Annotated in this window: 18 protein-coding genes; 5 read left to right on the forward strand and 13 right to left on the reverse strand. The window is 42.1% G+C overall.

Annotation, left to right across the window (positions count from 1 at the left end):
- The first annotated feature begins 7 nt into the window (after positions 1-7).
- A complete protein-coding gene (locus RZO55_RS22870; protein ID WP_318066554.1) occupies positions 8-2278 on the forward strand; it encodes a sensor histidine kinase in 2271 nt (756 codons plus the stop codon).
- Here the strand turns inward: RZO55_RS22870 and RZO55_RS22875 are convergent.
- Positions 2268-3623, reverse strand: a complete 1356-nt coding sequence (locus RZO55_RS22875; RefSeq protein WP_336624353.1) for an MATE family efflux transporter — start codon at positions 3621-3623, stop codon at positions 2268-2270. The two genes, RZO55_RS22870 and RZO55_RS22875, sit on opposite strands and share 11 nt — an antisense overlap.
- A gap of 21 nt (positions 3624-3644) precedes the next feature.
- Entirely contained in the window at positions 3645-5180 is a 1536-nt protein-coding gene (locus tag RZO55_RS22880) for a C40 family peptidase (protein WP_318066556.1), read from the reverse strand.
- Positions 5181-5339: 159 nt separating this feature from the next.
- Here RZO55_RS22880 and RZO55_RS22885 point away from each other — a divergent pair, with 159 nt between their 5' ends.
- Complete coding sequence (locus RZO55_RS22885; RefSeq protein ID WP_318066557.1) at positions 5340-6146, forward strand: ZIP family metal transporter; 807 nt, start codon at positions 5340-5342, stop codon at positions 6144-6146.
- 52 nt (positions 6147-6198) lie between these two features.
- Here RZO55_RS22885 and RZO55_RS22890 read toward each other — a convergent pair whose 3' ends face one another.
- The 9 genes from RZO55_RS22890 to RZO55_RS22930 all read right to left on the reverse strand — a co-directional run bounded on the left by RZO55_RS22890 (position 6199) and on the right by RZO55_RS22930 (position 14398).
- Positions 6199-7920 (reverse strand): methyl-accepting chemotaxis protein, encoded by a 1722-nt coding sequence (locus RZO55_RS22890; protein WP_318066558.1) that lies wholly within the window; start codon positions 7918-7920, stop codon positions 6199-6201.
- Positions 7921-8111: 191 nt separating this feature from the next.
- A complete protein-coding gene (atpC, locus tag RZO55_RS22895; RefSeq protein WP_097005472.1) occupies positions 8112-8531 on the reverse strand; it encodes an ATP synthase F1 subunit epsilon in 420 nt (139 codons plus the stop codon).
- A gap of 22 nt (positions 8532-8553) precedes the next feature.
- Complete coding sequence (gene atpD / locus RZO55_RS22900) at positions 8554-9942, reverse strand: F0F1 ATP synthase subunit beta (RefSeq protein WP_318066559.1); 1389 nt, start codon at positions 9940-9942, stop codon at positions 8554-8556.
- 61 nt (positions 9943-10003) lie between these two features.
- The gene (gene atpG / locus RZO55_RS22905) at positions 10004-10900 is read right to left on the reverse strand and encodes an ATP synthase F1 subunit gamma (RefSeq protein WP_318066560.1); all 897 of its coding nucleotides are present in this window, start codon (positions 10898-10900) and stop codon (positions 10004-10006) included.
- A gap of 3 nt (positions 10901-10903) precedes the next feature.
- The gene (atpA, locus tag RZO55_RS22910; RefSeq protein ID WP_369293252.1) at positions 10904-12421 is read right to left on the reverse strand and encodes a F0F1 ATP synthase subunit alpha; all 1518 of its coding nucleotides are present in this window, start codon (positions 12419-12421) and stop codon (positions 10904-10906) included.
- On the reverse strand, positions 12418-12921 hold the full coding sequence (gene atpH, locus RZO55_RS22915; RefSeq protein ID WP_318066562.1) for an ATP synthase F1 subunit delta: 504 nt from the start codon (positions 12919-12921) through the stop codon (positions 12418-12420). Before atpH ends, atpA begins: the two co-directional genes overlap by 4 nt.
- A complete protein-coding gene (gene atpF, locus RZO55_RS22920; RefSeq protein WP_318066563.1) occupies positions 12902-13402 on the reverse strand; it encodes a F0F1 ATP synthase subunit B in 501 nt (166 codons plus the stop codon). Before atpF ends, atpH begins: the two co-directional genes overlap by 20 nt.
- Before the next feature lie 52 nt (positions 13403-13454).
- Positions 13455-13673, reverse strand: coding sequence for an ATP synthase F0 subunit C (gene atpE, locus RZO55_RS22925; protein ID WP_097005478.1), 219 nt, complete (start codon positions 13671-13673; stop codon positions 13455-13457).
- Positions 13674-13702: 29 nt separating this feature from the next.
- On the reverse strand, positions 13703-14398 hold the full coding sequence (locus tag RZO55_RS22930; RefSeq protein ID WP_318066564.1) for a F0F1 ATP synthase subunit A: 696 nt from the start codon (positions 14396-14398) through the stop codon (positions 13703-13705).
- Between the two features lie 651 nt (positions 14399-15049).
- Here RZO55_RS22930 and RZO55_RS22935 point away from each other — a divergent pair.
- On the forward strand, positions 15050-16789 hold the full coding sequence (locus RZO55_RS22935) for a GGDEF domain-containing protein (protein WP_318066565.1): 1740 nt from the start codon (positions 15050-15052) through the stop codon (positions 16787-16789).
- A 280-nt stretch (positions 16790-17069) separates the two neighbouring features.
- Positions 17070-17720, forward strand: coding sequence for a class I SAM-dependent methyltransferase (locus RZO55_RS22940; RefSeq protein ID WP_318066566.1), 651 nt, complete (start codon positions 17070-17072; stop codon positions 17718-17720).
- A 212-nt stretch (positions 17721-17932) separates the two neighbouring features.
- On the opposite strand, the gene RZO55_RS22945 is transcribed toward RZO55_RS22940, so the two are convergent.
- Positions 17933-18145, reverse strand: a complete 213-nt coding sequence (locus RZO55_RS22945; protein ID WP_318066567.1) for a helix-turn-helix transcriptional regulator — start codon at positions 18143-18145, stop codon at positions 17933-17935.
- Positions 18146-18290: 145 nt separating this feature from the next.
- Between RZO55_RS22945 and RZO55_RS22950 the strand changes: the two genes are divergently transcribed.
- Complete coding sequence (locus RZO55_RS22950; protein ID WP_318066568.1) at positions 18291-18716, forward strand: hypothetical protein; 426 nt, start codon at positions 18291-18293, stop codon at positions 18714-18716.
- 7 nt (positions 18717-18723) lie between these two features.
- On the opposite strand, the gene RZO55_RS22955 is transcribed toward RZO55_RS22950, so the two are convergent.
- A complete protein-coding gene (locus RZO55_RS22955) occupies positions 18724-19536 on the reverse strand; it encodes a transposase (protein ID WP_318066569.1) in 813 nt (270 codons plus the stop codon).
- Positions 19537-19667: the final 131 nt, after the last annotated feature.

Below are 19667 nucleotides of genomic sequence, written 5' to 3' on the forward strand. Positions count from 1 at the left end.
AGTTATTATGAAAAAAAGAAAAGATAAGACCGTACTGGCTCATCTCCTGTTCTCCCTTCTTGTAGTGATCGGTGTCACTATCATGTATAATAACACCCATTACGGGGAAGGAATCAGCTGGATCACCCAGGAATCCTACGAAGATACACCGCAATTTACCAGTCAGTTAAAATCTGATATTGATGATTTGTTTAATTATGTAAAATATAAGGAAGTATTTGAAACAAACGGAAAGCTGGATTACTCCAAATTTATCATTAGGGTTTCAGATGGTCCGGGAACCACAAAAGATTTCACATTAGACGAGATGATCCGCCACGCTAAGTCCAAGGGGTATTATTTAAATGAGCAGTTTAAGGTGAGCGGCGGACACCCTGGAAAAGACACTGGCGAAGATTTAAATTACCAGGTCCTTTACCGGGCATATGAACCTGACTTCAAGGCATCAGAACCAGGAGACTCTTTTCAGTCCATAGATCAGCTCTCCTATGAGGTTCTATCTCATTTGGGCAACTATTACCGCTTTTATTTCCGCTTTATTCAAAATGCAGGGAATTTAAAGTTTGAAATCCGCTATCAGAATACGGAGAAGGACTATAAACTCTACACCAATTTTTCCGGAAAAACCATTGAGCAATATAAGGCATTGGGAAAGTATTTATACGTTACAGGAGAGGCCCTTTATGTAGACTCCAACCTGTCGTCCGTTCCAAAGAATGTGGCCTCTGAACTGGAGAAAGTAAATCCCTATAACAATGGCAACTATCATATGTCTGTGGCAGTCAATACCTCCTATCCTTACGATGATGTTTACTACCAGGCATCACAATCCTTTGATCAGATGCGGATTCTTTTCATCATTGGTATGATCTGCCTTGCGCTTGGACTCTTAGGTTGTATCGCAACACTTTATGCTATGGTACTTCTTACCGGGCATCCCAGCGAATCAGGCTCCTCTCACGCCGCACAGAAGCCGGACCGTCTTCCCGCAGAACTCAGTCTGGTTTTATATCTGGCTGCCACTGGTTTGGCCCTGCTGTTTTCACAGCTGGTCGTTTATAAGATTATTCATCTGTTTCTCCCTTTTGAGAAGTGGTACTATGGAGAACTGGTAATAAAAATACTGATACTTTATGCAGCCGGAATCTCTGCTTCTTTACATCTGCTGGCGCTGTATAAGTCCGGTATTCTATGGAAAAACAGCCTATTTCATAAAGGGATAACAACCTTTGAACTTTATTTGAAACATCACCGTTTTACTACAAGAATTATCATCAACTATTCCCTGTTTCTGATATTTAATGTGGTAATGATACTGGCTTTTGCATTTTTGCTGCTTTCGTACAGCAGTTTTGAGTCCAGGATACTGATGGGAGCCGTTGCTGTGCTGTTTGCCATTCTGGATCTTTGGGTATTCCATCAGATGTACAGAAATGCCTGGCAGACTGATCAGATCAATCAGGCACTTATTAACATTTCCAATGGAAATACTACCTATAAAATTGATACAAAAAAGTTTTATGGAAAAGAGAGGGAACTGGCTGAGAATATTAACCACATCAGCACAGGACTTGAAACTGCACTGCAAGAAAAGGTACGCAGTGAACGGCTGAAGGCTGACCTGATTACCAATGTTTCTCACGATATAAAAACTCCGCTTACATCGATTATAAACTATGTGGATTTAATTAAAAGGGAGAATATTCAAGATGTACGAATACAAGAATATCTGCAGGTACTGGAGCAGAAATCCCAGCGATTAAAGACATTGACAGAAGATTTGGTAGAGGCTTCTAAGGCCAGCTCCGGAAACTTAAAGCTGGATATGGCAAGTATAGATTTTGTTGAACTGATCCATCAGACAAATGGAGAATTTGAAGAAAAGTTTTCTATGCGCCATTTAGAGCTGGTTTCCGTACTTCCAGACGAATCCCTGCTGATCGAGGCAGATGGACGATACTTATGGAGAGTACTTGAGAACCTTTACAACAATGCATTCAAATATGCGATGGCACACAGCCGGGTTTATGTAGATGTTGTAAGAGAGAATCAGAACGTTTTATTTACCATAAAGAATATTTCTGAGAATCCGTTAAATATCCGCGCGGATGAACTGACAGAACGGTTCGTCCGCGGAGATGTAGCCAGAACCACCGAGGGAAGCGGTCTGGGAATCTCCATTGCAAAGAGCCTGACCGAACTCCAGGGAGGCCAATTCAGCCTTTTTATTGACGGAGATTTATTTAAAGCTACCGTGTCATTTTCCCTTAAGAAATAAGACGGATTCTTTCCCATTTTCCGGTAAGATACCGGCTCAATGATATGATATAATTAGTGGTCCAGCCGATTGGCACAGCAAACCATACGGCCTGGACCCCGATTACAGGAGCAAATAATGCAGCTCCCGATACGCGGATTGCCAGATTTACCAGATTGGCAGCCGTAAACACCACAACATCTCCTGCACCTCTTAAAAGTCCGTCTGTGATTGCCTTTAATCCAATAAAGAAAAAGAAGAAGGAAATAAACCGCACATAACTGATTCCTGTCGCAAACGCTTCCTGGGCACTGCTCTCATTTAAGAAGCTTCTGATAAATACCTCTCCAAAACTCTCCATTATGATGCAGATAATGACTGCAAACACTGCTGCCATCTTACAGCAGGCTGTGTATCCGTCCCTGACACGATCCGTTTTCTTAGCTCCCATGTTCTGTGCCGTATACGTTGACATGGCATTCCCCAGAGCCAGCATAGGTACAATACAGATGGATTCTATCCTGGTTCCTGCCGCAAAACCAGCCATAACAGCAGATCCGAATCCATTGACAACCGACTGTACCAGGAGCATTCCAATGTGTACGATGGACTGCTGAAGTGTGGAAGGAATTGCCACCCGCATCATGTGAACTGTCATCTTCCAGTCATATATATGAAATAATTCCGTAGTTTCATAAGTTCTTATCCGTCTGATCAGAATGGTAAACGATAACACAGCAGATAATCCCTGTGCAATCAGCGTTGCAGCAGCAACACCTGCTACTCCTTTATGAAACTGCAGCACAAACAGCAGATCCAGGGCGATATTTAACAGAGAAGAGAACACCAGCAGATATAATGGCGTTTTAGAATCTCCAAGTGACTGAAACACAGCTGCCTGAACATTATACATAAACAGAAAAGGCAGACCGATAAAATAAATACTTAAATATACCGATGCCTGATCAAAGACATTGGAAGGTGTATTCATAAGATGTAGAATCCGGGTATTGAAAAACAGACCCAGCCCGCCAAGTACTATACCTATAGTCAGGAAATTAATTAATGTGGTGGAAATGGCTGTTTTCATATTCCCGGTCTGCTTCGCTCCAAGAAACTGTGATACTACCACAGCACTTCCGATTCCTCCCCCTACTGCTATGGCAATAAATACATTGGTAATAGCAAAGGATGCCCCAACGGAAGCAAGGGCTTCTTCCCCAACAAACCGCCCCACTACGACAGAGTCTATAATATTATAAAACTGCTGAAATAAATTGCCCAGGATCATGGGAAGAGCAAAAAGAAGGAGGGCCCTTCCCGGCGGATCCGTGATCATGTTAATCTCTTTTTTCTGTTTTTTCATACCCATTATTCTGAACCATTCCTATCCAAATATACGCCAGCCGCAGATAAAGTTGTTGCTCCACCATGAGCTTAAAGACCGTTCTACCACCCGTCCGTTACTTGAAGAAGCATCAATTACTTTCCCTCCGCCTGCCACGATTCCCACATGACCGCTGACTACAATAATATCGCCAGCCTGCAGACTGCCAAAACTTGATATCTTCGTGTATTTGCCCACACTTCTCCAGCCGGAAGAAGTCAGATAGCTCTGGCGGACACCTGCCTGATTCAACGACCAGTATATAAAGCCGGAACAGTCAAAGGAACCAGGTCCTTTTGATCCCCATACATAGGGACTGCCAAGTTTGGATCTTGCGATTGAGAGAAGACCGCTGACACCGGAGCCGCCCTTTACTGTACCGCCTTTTCCGGAGTCATTTGCCGAACCACCACCGGAAGTACCGGCCGATTTCACACCACTTCCTGTCAATTTGTTCATGGTCATCTGGCCTACGGCTCCGTCAGAGGAAAGACCGTTTCTGCTCTGAAAAGCTTTCACCGCTTTTTCAGTTACTTCCCCATAATAGCCAGTTATATTCCCTTTTGAGAGATATCCGTATTTATTTAAGAGCTGCTGGATTTTAATAACAGAATCTCCCTGTTCACCAAGCCCCATACCATTGGGTTGTGCACCAGAACTGTTCAATGCTATTCTGGTTGACGGTCCCAGAAATCCGTCTACTACAAGGTCATTACGTGACTGGAACTGTTTGACTGCTGCTACCGTATCATTTCCATACGCACCGTCTGGCTCTGTCATCAAATATCCCAGAGTCTTTAAGCGCTGCTGGCAGGCCAGTACTACTTCGCTCTTTTCTCCATAGGACAGGTAATTCGGCCGGATCTCCTCACTGTAGAGCAGGTTAATCGTCTGGCGGCCTACCTTACCATCCACATTGAGACCGTTGACCTCCTGAAGCTTCATCACAGCCGCCTCAGTCTCGTCACCAAAGCTGCCAGTTACCTGATCCGCATTAGCAAGATAACCCAGTTCGTAAAGGCGGTTCTGAATCCTTGTGATATCATCACCCTGAACCCCCTTGGCAACCGCATAGTACTTAGCAGATGGAGACATAATGGAATTTAAGGTTTCCGGTCCTACAATTCCATCCTGAACCAGTTCATTCTGCCTTTGATACGTCTTTACTGCTGCCTCTGTCACATTACCAAAGTAATTGGTAGGTTCATCATTATCCATAAATCCCAGATTCATCAGCCGTTCCTGAAGACTGGCTATTATGGGATGCTCCACACCATTTCTCAAAAACTCTGGTATGGGATTTTCTTTCAGCTCCGGTACATCGTCAAGACTTGGAAGCAAAAATCCGCCTGGTGTCAATAAGGTCAGTGGCTGCTCTTTTTTTGCCTCCGAAACGATGGCGGCTGCCGGTGTGGCAGTCAAGGTCTCCTTTGACTCTGTGCTCTCACTGCTGCATGCAGACAGACAAGCTGCAGCCACTGCAGCTATAAAAAACGGTCCTGCAATCCGTTTGTTCCAGTATTTATCTATGTTCATTAATTAATTTCCTTTCATATGTAAAATCAGGTCTATTTTAACATAATTTTGTCGGAAAGGGAAAGGAAATTTATTTCATTGCACCTTTTTACTTCTTATGATATAGTATAAGAGAATTAGTTAGTTTTAACTAACTTATTCTTGGAAAGGAGGAAACTTATGATACCAATCTTATGGGCGGCCGGAGGTACCGGTTTCACCTTTTTAATGACAACGCTGGGAGCTTCGGTCGTATTTTTCTTTCGAAAAGAAGTAAATCAATCGGTACAAAGGATTTTTCTGGGATTTGCGGCAGGCGTTATGATTGCAGCATCAGTCTGGTCGCTGCTAATCCCTGCAATAGAAGAGGCACAGTTAAGGGGAGGAATCGGCTGGATTCCTGCAGCCGGAGGTTTTTTACTGGGCGTATTGTTTTTAATTGTGCTGGACAGCTGTCTGCCCCACCTTCATCCAGACATCAGCAGTCCTAATACCAACAAAGCAGAAGGCATTTCATCCTCCTGGAAACGTACCACACTGCTGGTCATGGCCGTTACACTTCATAATATCCCGGAAGGGATGGCTGTAGGGCTGGCATTTGCCCTCGCGGCTCAGCATGGAGGGGACCCGGCTCTTTATACCTCAGCCATGGCTCTGGCCATTGGTATCGGGATTCAGAACTTTCCGGAAGGGGCGGCTATATCCCTCCCGCTCAGACAGGAGGGACTTTCTGCCCGCAGGGCTTTTATAAAGGGAAGCTTATCCGGAATCGTGGAACCTGTTTTTGGTATCCTCACTGTCATGGTTGCAGGAGGAATAGCTCCATTGATGCCATGGCTTCTGTCTTTTGCTGCGGGTGCCATGATGTATGTGGTTGTGGAGGAACTGATCCCAGAGGCACACTTAGGTGAGCATTCAAATATTGGAACCTTAGGAGTCATGGCCGGATTTCTTATAATGATGATACTGGATGTCTCTTTAGGTTAAATAAGGAGCCCCGGCAGATGATTTCACTGCCCGGGGCCCCTTATTTCATTTGTTAATTATCCGTTTCTTTTCTATCCCGAAAAAGTTGGAACCGCTCCACAAGCTGTTCTAAATATGCCGCCTGGCTGGAAAGCTCCTCACTGGCAGCCGCACTTTCTTCTGCAGTAGCAGAATTGGTTTGGACAACTGCCGCAATCTGATTGACTCTTCCTGATACGCTTTCAACCGACTCTGCCTGTTGTTCCGATGCATGGGTAATCTGATTGACCGTATCAACCACCTGATCCATGGTCTCCCTTACAACATTAAGAGAGTGAGATGTCTGTTCTGCAATACTCATTCCTTTTTCCACTGTATTTACAGAATTTTCTATTAAAACAGCCGTATTCTTACTGGCCTCTGCGCTCTTGCTTGCAAGGTTTCTTACCTCATCTGCAACTACCGCAAATCCCTTGCCCGCTTCGCCTGCCCGGGCAGCCTCCACTGCAGCATTCAGCGCTAAAATATTAGTCTGGAATGCAATATCCTCAATTGCTTTCATGATCTTTCCAATCTCCTGGGATGACTGGCTGATTTCTCTCATGGCATCGTTCATGGATACCATGTGACGGTTGCTTTCTAAAACCTCTGTCTGTGCCTGTTCCGTTAGAGAATTGGCTTTCTTTGCATGGTCTGCATTATCCCGGATCTGCTCAGAAATATGGGAAATAGCCTCTGTCAGATCCTCTAATGCAGTCGCCTGCTCCGTAGCACCCTGTGACAGCAGCTGGGCCGCATCAGAAACCTGATCGGAGCTGACATCTACCTGTGCACTGGCTTCATGAATATCTCCTAGTGTATTATTAAAACTTTTTAAAATAGTAACAAAAGAGCTCTTAATCTCTGAAAACTCTCCCAGAAAATCAGTGATCTGATCTCTCGGAACAGTTAAATCTCCTTTAGACAGACGCAACAGTACCGTTGATATCTCAGAAATATATGCATCCAGTGTCTTCATGGTGAAACGAAGGCTTTCTGCCAGACCACCAAGCTCATCTCCCGACTGATATGTAATATAGCGGACAGCTTTTAAATCACCTTTTGCCATCTCCTTTGCTGCCACATCCAGTTCCTTCAATGGTTTTAAAATGGATTTAGAAAAGAGAATGGCTATAACTGCGCATAAAATAATGGTCAATGCCATAACCACAATTCCTGCAAATAAAAACCAGTCACTGGATTTATCCGCTGACGCAACAAATCCCTGGGCATCTTTTGCCACAAGATCTCCCAGATTCACGGACTGGGTTTTAACTTCCTCAAACTTTGGCTCGTATGCACTTTTAACAAGATTCCTGGCTTCGTCCAGTTTTCCATTGGAAGTTAAGCTGAGTACGTTGTCTCTGATCTGGGTCGTCTCTGAAATACCTGATTGAATCTTCGCCAGAATGTCTTTTTCTTCCTGCGTTTTTAACTTCTGATTCAGATCAGCCACTGCTTTTTCAATGTTTTGGCTGTCCTGGTCCATAGCCGATCTGGCTTCTTCTGTAGCCTTACTTAAATCCGCCTTCTTTTCACTGGTAAGCCGGTAAAGAGCCATCTGGCTGTCTAAAAGCCCACGGCGGATTTCCCATGTACTTTGTGCGGCAGAATATGGCTTGTCATATAAATCCTGCGCATTTCCTGCAATTTTTTTCATACCTGTCAAAAGACCTGAAAAGGCAATAATACCAAAAACAATAATGATGCCAAAAGCAGCAAAGACTTTTGACCTTATCTTTAGATTTCTAAACACAACAACTCCTCCATTATCTGTTTCCCCTGTTTTTTACAGGATTTCTATTGATTACTATAGCACCATTCAAATATACCGTCAACTGCAGCTCCATCAATAATTCGACAGAAATCAACTATTTTTTTACAAAAAAAGACACCCGGCTAAGCAGGCTCTGCTTTTACGGGTATCTCGTTTCTATTATTATTTTCCTAGTGGAGCTCATACTTATGCTTGGTACGCAGTCTGGCCAGAGATCTGGCTAAAGATGACTCAAAATGAGAATGCTCCTGGATGCTCTTGCTTTGTCTTAACTGCTCCTCTGCTCTCTCCCTGGCCTCTTCGGCACGCCGTTCGTCAATGTCCTCAGGAAGTTCCGCAGTGTCCACCAGCAGAGTCACACGGTTGTTGATAATCTGGACAAACCCATTACCAACTACAGCGTGGATCCACTCTCCATCCTCATCTAACAGTCTCATCTCTCCAATGGCAACTGCTATTACCATATCTTCATGATGAGGCAGGACTGCCTTTTCCCCATCTTCCAGAGGAATAATCAGCTTCTGGCAGAGTCCTTTATAAAAAACCTTATCGCTGGCAAGCACCTGAAGGAAAAAAGTATTTGTACTCACTGACAGCACCTCCAAGTCAAGCCTATAATGTTTTGGCCTTTTCTATTACTTCATCAATAGTTCCAACATTAAAGAACGCAGCTTCCGGGTACTGGTCCATCTCACCGTTCACAATTGCATTAAATCCACGGACTGTTTCCTTTAAAGGAACATACTTTCCAGGAATTCCGGTAAAGTTCTCTGCAACAGAGAATGGCTGGGACAGGAATTTTTGAATCTTTCTTGCCCGGTAAACAGTAATCTTATCATCATCACCCAGTTCCTCCATACCAAGAATCGCAATTATATCCTGCAGTTCCCTGTACTTCTGGAGAAGCTCCTGAACTTTTCGCGCTACTTCATAATGTTCATCCCCTACTACATCCGGCTCCAGAATACGGGAGTTGGATTCCAGCGGATCAACAGCCGGATAAATACCCTGTTCCACAATCTTTCTGGATAAAACCGTAGTTGCATCCAGATGTGCAAACGTGGTTGCCGGAGCAGGATCCGTAAGGTCATCGGCAGGCACGTAAACTGCCTGTACTGAGGTTACAGAACCATTTCTTGTTGATGTGATTCTCTCCTGCAGTTCTCCCATCTCAGTAGCTAAAGTCGGCTGATATCCAACTGCGGAAGGCATACGTCCAAGAAGGGCAGAAACCTCAGAACCTGCCTGTGTAAAACGAAAGATATTATCAATGAATAAAAGCACATTTTTATGCTCTTCATCACGGAAATATTCCGCCATGGTCAGTCCTGTTTCAGCCACGCGCATACGTGCGCCCGGCGGCTCGTTCATCTGACCAAATACCAGCGCAGTTTTTGCAATTACACCAGATTCTCCCATCTCTGTCCATAAGTCATTTCCTTCACGGGAACGTTCACCAACACCAGTAAAAATAGAATATCCGCCATGTTCGGTCGCAATATTGTGAATCAGCTCCTGAATTAAAACGGTCTTACCAACACCGGCACCTCCGAACAAACCAACCTTACCACCCTTTGCATAGGGAGCAAGAAGATCAATTACCTTAATACCTGTTTCCAGAACTTCCGCAACCGGGCTCTGTTCTTCAAATGGCGGAGGATCTCTGTGAATGACCCATTTGGGACCTTCTGTTAATTCTTTTCCATCATCAATGGTATCACCAAGGACATTGAATAAACGTCCCAGTGTCTGTTCGCCAACAGGAACTTTAATACCCTCTCCTGTAGAGGTTACTTCCATATCCTTGCACAGACCTTCGCTGGAAGCCAGCATAATACAACGGACTGTACTGTTGCCCATATGCTGGGCAACTTCCATTACACAGCGTTTTCCTTCATTATCCACCTCAAGGGCATCTTTAATGTTCGGAAGGTCGCTGCCCTCTAAAAATTCCACATCTACTACAGGTCCTAAGACCTGAACGATTTTGCCTTTATTCATAGTCTGTTACTCACAGTCGTGAGGACTCCTCCTCTCTCAATTTATGGAAAATACGATAGACCTAAGCCTTCTTCCGTTTCTTCTTCTGCGCTTTCGCTCCGCTGATTACCTCGGTAATCTCCTGGGTTATTGCAGCCTGCCGCACCCTGTTGTAGGTAATCGCCAGTTCATCAAGCATATCCTGAGCACTATTAGTTGCCGCCTGCATTGCCATCATACGGGAGTTCTGCTCACTGGAATAAGATTCCACCAGTCCTCCGTAAATAAAACCTGCAATATAAGTCGGTACAATTGCATCGATTACTGCCCTGGGTGATGGCTTCATGGTGATTTCCTCTAAGTGTACGTTTAGAGGAATACTCAGTCCGGGGCGGTGTTTTGAAACAGGCAGAAGCTGTTGTATATCCGCTTCCATCTTCATCGCATTAACCATTCTTGTGTATATCATATACACTTCATCAAGTTTCCCTGACAGAAAATAATCAACGATTTTCTCTTCTATAATTCTTGCACGGCTCATGTTGGGATTTTGTACTGTATAACGAAAATCCTGTTCCACAGGGATTCCTTTTTTGGAAAAATACTGCTGTCCCAAATCTCCTACAACAAACAGCGTGGGATTTCCACCCTTGTCAATCTGTTCTTGCGCCAGTTTAAAAACGTTGTGATTATAAGCACCTGCAAGACCTTTATCTGCTGTTACTACGATATATCCGATTTTACGGTCCTCTTTTTTTATCTGCGGCCGGGTATCCAAATACGGGTCATCAATGTCAGGCGTATGCCTTATGATTCTGTCAATAGTTCGCTGCAGTCCGTAAAAATAAGGCTCCGTATCAGTCAGAGCTTTTCTGGCCCTTTTTAACTTTGACGAGGAAATGGTATACATCGCATTGGTTATTTTCATAGTACTTTTAATGCTGTTCATCCTGCTTTGTATTTCTCTCGCATTTGCCATATCTTACACCCGTTTCTGTTTAAATTCTGCTACTCCGTCAAGGATCTTTTGTTTCAGCTCATCAGCCAATACCTTCGTCTCTTCTATTTCAGTGACGATCTCGGGATGAACGCTTTCAAAGAAATCAAGTAAATTCCTCTGGAATTGCTTTACCTTGGAAACCTCCACATCAAGCAGCAGACGGTTATTGGCTGTAATTAAGCTGATTACCTGATCATGAAGGCTCATAGGATGGCATAACGGCTGCTTTAACATCTCTGTCAAACCTCTGCCGAACTGAATCTGCTCCTTAGTTGCCGCATCAAGATCAGAACTGAACTGGGTAAATACCTCCATCTCACGACACTGCGCCAAATCGATACGAAGGCTTCCTGCTGCTTTCTTCATTGCCTTTGTCTGAGCCGCTCCACCTACACGGGATACAGAAAGGCCGACGTTTACTGCAGGTCTCATCCCGGAGAAGAAAAGGTCACTCTCCAAAAAGATCTGTCCGTCTGTAATAGAAATAACATTGGTCGGAATATAGGCAGATACATCTCCAGCCTGGGTTTCAATAATGGGAAGAGCAGTTAAAGATCCGCCTCCCAGTTCTTCCTTTAAACGGCTGGAACGCTCCAGCAGTCTGGAATGGAGATAGAAAACGTCACCTGGGTATGCCTCACGCCCCGGAGAACGCTCAAGAAGCAGAGATAAGGCACGGTATGCCACCGCGTGCTTGGAAAGATCATCGTATACAATCAGTACATCTTTACCTTTATACATGAAGTACTCGGCAAGAGCAGTTCCTGAATATGGAGCAATATACTGAAGCGGAGCGGGCTCACTTGCTGTGGAGGATAAGACTATGGTATATTCCATCGCACCGTAATGAGTCAGCGTATTTACAAGTTTGGCAACCGTAGATGCTTTCTGTCCAATCGCTACATAGACACAGATCACATCTTTCCCCTTCTGGTTTAAGATCGCATCGACTGCAAGCGATGTTTTACCGGTCTGACGGTCACCAATGATTAACTCTCTTTGTCCCCGTCCAATCGGGAACATGGAGTCGATGGCAAGAATACCGGTTTCAAGAGGAACCGATACACTCTTTCTGTCAATGATACCAGGTGCTTCATGTTCAATAGAACGGTAATCATCGGAACTGATTTCACCTTTTCCATCTATTGGTGCTCCCAGAGCATTCACAACTCTTCCGATAAACTGGTCACCAACCGGAATTCCGGCACGTTTCTTTGTCCTTGTAACCTTACAGCCTTCCTTAATATCGCGGTCTGAACCGAATAGAATGCAGCCGATATCTTCTCGTCTGATATCCTGCACCATTCCTTTCACACCGTTTTCAAATATAACAATTTCACCGTACATTGCATGGTCGATACCGTATACTGTTGCAATGCCGTCTCCTACGCTTAAGACAGTACCCACTTCCTGGTCTCTGGCATGAGCGTCATAATCCTTAATTTCACTTCTCAATATAGAAATAATTTCATCTGAATTGATGGAAGCCACGTTTTTCACCTCCGCATTATATTTTGTTCTAATTGTCTCAGACGTCCCTTTAAACTCCAGTCAGTCTCCACATCTCCGACACGAAGAATGAAGCCACCGATTAAACCGGGATCTTCGATCAGGCGGAATCTTACATCTTTTTTCTTATATTTCCTGCATAGCATGGCTTTGATCTCACGCATCTGTTCTTCATCAGGTTTTGTTACAAAGGAAAGAGATGCCTCCAGTATTCCGGCCGCTTTGCATACCAGGGAACGCCACGCTTCAAATATATCATCTGCAAGCTCCATATCACGGCGGTCTACCAGTACCTTTAAAAAGACTCTGATGGGTTCATCAAATACCCGGTCAATAACCCGGTGCTTGCTTGTTTTTGGTATCACAGGGCTGTTTAAGACACGTTTCAGCTCCGGCACCGTTTTCAGCACCAGAGCCGTATCTTCTATCACCTTCTCGGGAAGGGAAAGTTCATACAGCACCTGCCCGTAATTAATTGCTGCCTGCGTCATGGGAATCACCTGCTTCTGCTAAAAATGAATCATAAAGCGCCTGATTTGCTTTCGCGTCTGCTTCCTGACCAACTACCTTTGCTGCTGCCGCAATTACCAGACCTGCGATCTGTGCCTTTGCTTCGCGCATTGCTTTTTCCTGGTCAGCCTCCGCTCTCTTCTGAGTCTCGCTCATAACACGTCCCGCTTCTTCTTGCGCATCCTTTAAGATCCTGTCATACTGGGCTTTTGCCTGGATTCTCGATTCTTCAATCAGCTTCGCTCCCTCTTCGTTAGAAGCAGCAATTTTCTCTTCATACTGCTTTTTCATAACGAAGGCCTGCCCTTCAGAAGCTTTTGCATTGCTGATGCTCTGCTCAATCATTGCCTGACGTTTATTTATAACATTCATAACCGGCTGAATCAGGAAATGCCTCAGCAGAAAATACAGGACGATGAGATTCACGATATTCCACACAAAGTTCATATCCAGTCTAAGCATCTGTATCGCCTGCCTTTCTTTTATTTTTTTCCATATACATACTGGTGCTTTACTATTTAAGGAATAAAATGATAAGAATGGCTACTACGAAACCATAGATGGCAGTTGCCTCTGCCAGCGCACAACCAAGTAACAGCATCTTGCTGATCTTGCCTTCTGCTTCCGGCTGTCTTGCGATTGCGTCTGTTGCCTTTGATGTTGCGATTCCTATACCGATACCTGCTCCTAAACCTGTAAATACTGCGATTCCTGCTCCAATTGCTGCAAACATAATTATTTCTCCTTTTTTCTTAATTAATTTTATTCCAGTGCTTCTTTCATAAAAAGACTTGTTAAAAATACAAATACATATGCCTGAATCAACCCGTCAAATATGTCAAAATACATGGTAAACGGAATTGGTAAGATAGGTCCGACCACACTCTTGATCAGCTCCATGACTACAAACGATCCCAGAATATTACCAAATAATCGCATACACAACGACAGTGGCCTGATAAATAGTTCCAGAATGTTCATGGGGGTTAAAAGCGCCATGGGTTCTGCAAAGCTTTTTATGAATTCTTTGCCGCCTTTTTTGTGAAACCCCGAATATTCAATCAGCACAATGCTCATGAATGCAAGCGCTGCGGTGGCATTTAAATCTTTGGTTGGAGGCTTAAAGCCAATGATGCCAATCAAGTTCGCCACACCAATATAAATCGCTACAGAAATCAAATAGGGAATATAGCGTTTCCCTTCCTTACCCATCAGATCCTCAAAAAAACCATAAAGTCCGCCGATTGTCATCTCAAGCACCTGCTGCTTCCTTCCTGGATTCTCAACCTGAAGATTTCTCACCAGGATAACGGAAAGAAGAGTCAGTGCTGCCATGATAATCCATGTCACCACTACGGATTCAGCGATTGGAATGCCGCCGAATATCGGAATGGTAAAGACCGTTTCGCAGTTCAGTTCCTCTAATAACTTCTCTGCCAGCTCCTCCGTAATGCTCACTTCCTTTCTTAGAGACTACTTTTTCTCATTAATACTTCCCGATCAAGGGTATTGTACGTGTAAATATACAATAATGCTCAGGTATATTGTGTATCTTACTTTCATCTGCAAAAATTGTCAACTTTTTATCCAATTCATAACATCTTGTTAATGCTTATAATTGTTTGAACATTTGGAACAATTTTCACCACTTTAAATCTAAATTTTTTATTAATTTTTTAACCTAAAAAGTAAACATTTCGTAAAGTCACCCTCTTATGATGAATTTTTCTAGGCTATATGTAGAATTTTTTTCTAATATTTTGTGTAAAATGCCATGTATTTTTTATTGCTTTTTCAATTCACCGTCATAAGTTACTAATGAATATCTAAATAAAGCAAATAAGATGGGTAAAAAACCAATTACTTTAACCTACCCCTAATGTGATACTATCAAAACATACAAATGCTCCCATACATTTATATATAATTTTAATTCTATCTCTTCCTATTAAAATGATATATAATCCGGAAGATTACGGTAAAATTAATTGAAGCACCTAAGTCTTAATTATAAGTATTACATAATCTTTACCGGAATATGCTTGCATTCTTTTCATTTTTTCGATACGATTATTTCATCACAATGTGAACGGAATGAGGAGCATTGTTATGGACGACAAATATCAGCTATTAGACAAAATTTTAGAGGGCCAGCATTTAACCCCGGTTTTTCAGCCAATTGTTTCGTTGGTGGATGGAAAAACCTATGGTTTTGAAGCACTGATCCGTGTATCGGAAAAAGAGCTTGATATGAACATTGAGGAGATGTTTCAGACTGCTTTCAAGCATAATAAGTCCTGGGAGCTAGAAACCCTGTGCAGAGTAAAGGCATTGGAACACTCCGTATCTATGGAACGTGGCAAAAAGCTTTTTCTTAACGTAAACTGCAATATTATTAATGATATTTCCTTCCGTGAAGGTTTCACCAAAGCATTTTTGCAAAAGTATGGTTTGAATTCCAATGATATCGTTTTTGAAATAACAGAACGCGTCTCTGTATCGGATACCCATGCATTTTATACTGCAGTGGAGCATTACCAAAAGCAGAATTACGGAATTGCCATTGACGATGTGGGCGCCGGTTACTCCGGTCTTAATATTATTGCAAATGCCAGACCAAATTTAATAAAGCTCGACATGAACATGATCCGGGGTGTACAAAAAGACGATACGAAACGGATGCTTATTAAGGCACTGTCCGATTTTGGTAAAAATGCAGAAATACTTGTGATTGCCGAGGGAATTGAAACGAAAGAGGAATTAGATACACTGATCAGTCTGGGTGTTAGTTATGGGCAGGGTTATTTTCTGAGCTATCCAGACCCGGATTTTAAGGATATCTCAAAGGAAAAGGCTGACTTAATCAAGAGTTACCAGGCCAGAAGCTATATCAGAATGAATAAAACTTCTATCTATCCCATGGCTGGATATTTATCAAGATCAGGTCACACCTTTTTTCCTGATGAAAAAGCACTTAGAATATACGAAACTCTTCAAAACCATCCTTCTATCACGGAATTCACAGTAACGGAAGAAGGCGCCGCCATTGGCTTTATGACAAGAACCGCTCTGATTGAAAAATTCGGCGGCAGATACGGGTTTAGTCTTAATTCAAAGAAGAGTATACAGCAATTGACGAGCAAGAATTTTCTCAGTGTGAATTACGATATGCCCATTAATCAGGTCTCCAAACTGGCCATGCAGCGGCAATATGAACAGCTCTACAACCCGATAGTCGTGGAGCGTGAGGGGAAGTACTGGGGCATTGTAACAATCAAAGACCTTCTTGAAGCCTGCACAAAGGCGGAAGTAGATACTGCTATGCATTCCAATCCGCTGACAGGTCTTCCCGGCAACCTTATAATTGATCAGGAAATATTATACCATGTTCTTGGCGATGCTCCCTACTGTATCATATATTTTGATATTGATAACTTTAAATCTTATAATGATGCTTACAGTTTTCAGTCAGGAGATATGATGCTTATGCTGCTTGCAGATATTCTGAAAAATACAGCTGTTAAAAGTGAGTTCATCGGACATATCGGCGGGGATGATTTTATCGTGATCTGTGATTACCATGAGGCAGAAAATTACTGTAAGGAAGTCATTGATCATTTTACAAACCGCGTGGCTTCCCTGTATCATAAAGAGGACATAGAACGAGGGTATATCGTATCTAAAAACAGGCGGGGACTAACCGAAGAATTCCCCATTGCCAGCCTGTCTGTTGCAGGAATATCCAACCGCACGAAAACTTATCCGAATATAGACTCTTTCTCAGCGGACATTGCCAAACTGAAAAAGAAATGCAAGCGGCAGACCGGCAGCTATTATGAAATTTACTGAACTTACATTAATATTGTCTCTGCCTATGTACAAAGTCTTATCAACACACTATAATTCTCTCATATATGACTGGAGTCGAAAGGCTGCATCCGCATTTATGTCGGCTGGAGCTTCTCTGGCCGGGAACTTGGTTGGGATACACTTTCTAATGAATTGTAAATTTGAATTAGTATTTGATGGATTACAGCACTTTGAAAACTTAATATTGATAGTTAATAGCTTTTCCAGTAATATAATATAAAGCAAGAAAATTATTGGTAATAAGTGAGGTGAATATGTCATGAGTGATATCGTGCACAAGTGGTATGAGGATAAGAAAAATGTAGATGAAATGGTCTATTGTAACAAAGGAGAACTTAAAAAATGGGAACGGGCAGTCGCTGACTTTTTTCCGAAAGAAGCAAAAATTCTTGATATTGGATGTGGAATGGGGAGAGAGGCATTTGCGCTTTTCGATTCGGGATTTTCTATTATAGGCATTGACATTTCAGAAGAAGTTATAAAACAAGTTGCAAAATTATCCTTAAAAAACTGTTACGATATTAATTTCTTGGTATATGATGGGTATACATTTCCATTTGATGATGCTTCATTTGAAGTAATCATTATATGGGCACAAACATTTGGCTTATTGTATGGGGATACGTATAAGAGTAAATTCCTAAATGAGTGTAAGCGCGTTCTTAAAAAAGATGGCTTGCTAAGTTTTTCCGGTCATGATTATGACTATTTAATGGAACACCATAAGCAATATCTAAGCGGTAGAAAGTTTTATCCATATGCCAATACTGAAATTTATTGGGAAGCATTTTTACCCCAAGAGCTTTTAAGTTACGTTGAAAATGCTGGATTTTCTGTGGTGCTTTGCGAACCCGGAAAAATACATAAGACAGAAGATGGAATCGTACTACATTGCTTGTGTAGAAAATAAACAAAATACAAAACTGACATTAATTGAGATACATTTTACCTGTTTTTTATCCAATCTTTGATTCTGATGATTTCCCCTGACTTTTATCCGAATCCAGTGATATTTCTGATTGATTCACCTTCAATGTTCTTTTAATTGATTCTTGATCAATAAAGTCTGCTTTACGGTATTATGGATAAAATATAGCTATAAGAATACCATTTATTATACGATCAAATCTGTTTATTACTATCATTCAAAGTAAAAAATCCCTCATAAGTGGCATTACAAACTTCTGCAATTTGATGTAAGTCATTTTCTGATAAATTATCTCTATTTATTTTAGCTGTTATATTCTGTTGTGTTGTTCCTAATTTTTCGGCCAGATCACCGATCGTCATATCTCTGGCTGCAAGAATCATTTTTATTTTTGTTGCCATTCTCATTTATATCACCTCCATCACAATTATAAATACAAATTTTTATAAATTACAACATTATGTATTGACTTTCTTTAGCTCCTGTTGTTCCAAAATCTTCCGATTCGGCGGTATCCGTACTTGTGAACTGGTGGTACAGATTCGAAGCTATATGCTTTGGATGTACGGTATTAATGAATCATTCGAACGATCTTATGAATATGTCCAGGCATTAGCCGAACATTTCGGTTTACAGATCGCCTATGTCCAGAAAAACCGAATTGATTACTGCTGGTATAGCAACTACTTAAGTAATCCGGAACGCTTCTTTTCCCTTGAGAATTTTTATAAGATGCGTGTAGATCGGTTTAACGATGCTGTTACCCATACAGAAAAGAAAGGCAGTCAGGATTATGAAATTGATTATGTTGCCCTGGGAAAGCGAACGGATAAAGCCTTTGTTAGAATCTGCATAAAAAGCAAAGAAGTTGTTGAAATGGGTTATAAAGGCTGGTTCTTTTACTTCTGGCTGTTCAACGGCCTGATTAACCGCTATGATCTGCATGTCTATGAAGAATGTTATAAGCACCGGAGTTGACAGTACCTTAATATGCCCGTGCTTCATTTGGGATCTGAACCTTCACATGGGATAAATAAGCTTCCCGCTTTTTACCTTTATAGACCACAGGTGTTGTAATTTTACCCTTTCGGCGATTCCGCAGTTCTGTGGCGGCTACCCATTTGTTATGAAAAAGGAGTTTTCTTTTAGCAGTAAGCCGTATCACATAATCCTGCTTTAATTCATCAAGCTTAAGAAACATCTTGTTATCATCATAACCCCGGTCCATAACAAAAGTGGCTTTGCCAAACATGGCTTTTGCGCGCTCCATAGCATCAAAGGTAACGTTATTAGTGGAGATGAAAGTCTTTTCATTTGAAGAATGAATTTTGTAGTAAATGCTGACTGGCTGGTTGCTATTTGTCATGACACACGCTTCCGTCACATGGTATCCTTTCTCATAGACGTTTTTGGTATGGGTACTTTTAGAACCATCTCTGACCGTATCAAGAGCTTCAAACTTGTAGCCCGCTGGTTTAATGACATCACTGTCATCGATATGAATTACCGGTTCTTCCGGAACCCATTTACGAACGGTTTGAAGATAAGAAAGTAAAGCCTGTTTTGAAGTCCCTAGATTCAGATGTCGAGTAAGGCGCTCCACGCTGTTGATCTTTTTTGAGTCCTCATGAAGTTGATCTACAATGTCGGTTAAGAGACAGCTTTTAGCCGCAAGCATACCATATGTCATATCGGCAGTAAATTTTCTATCGGGTTTGGAGAGGTTGCGGGAAATTTTATTTGAAAAATTTAAAATTTCCCGTTTCAAAATGTAAGTATTTGATGTAAAATGAACCATAGGGAATTCTCCTCTTTTTTTGTTTAGTAGGTTATTTTGTCGTGATTTAATTCTACATCAAAAAGGAAGGAGATTCCTTATATTTTGTTTTTTGAAAGTTGTTTATTACGAAGTCAGAAAACAAGAAGTCT

This window comes from Clostridium boliviensis (genome assembly GCF_033342255.1).
Lineage (GTDB): Bacteria > Bacillota > Clostridia > Lachnospirales > Lachnospiraceae > Lacrimispora > Lacrimispora boliviensis.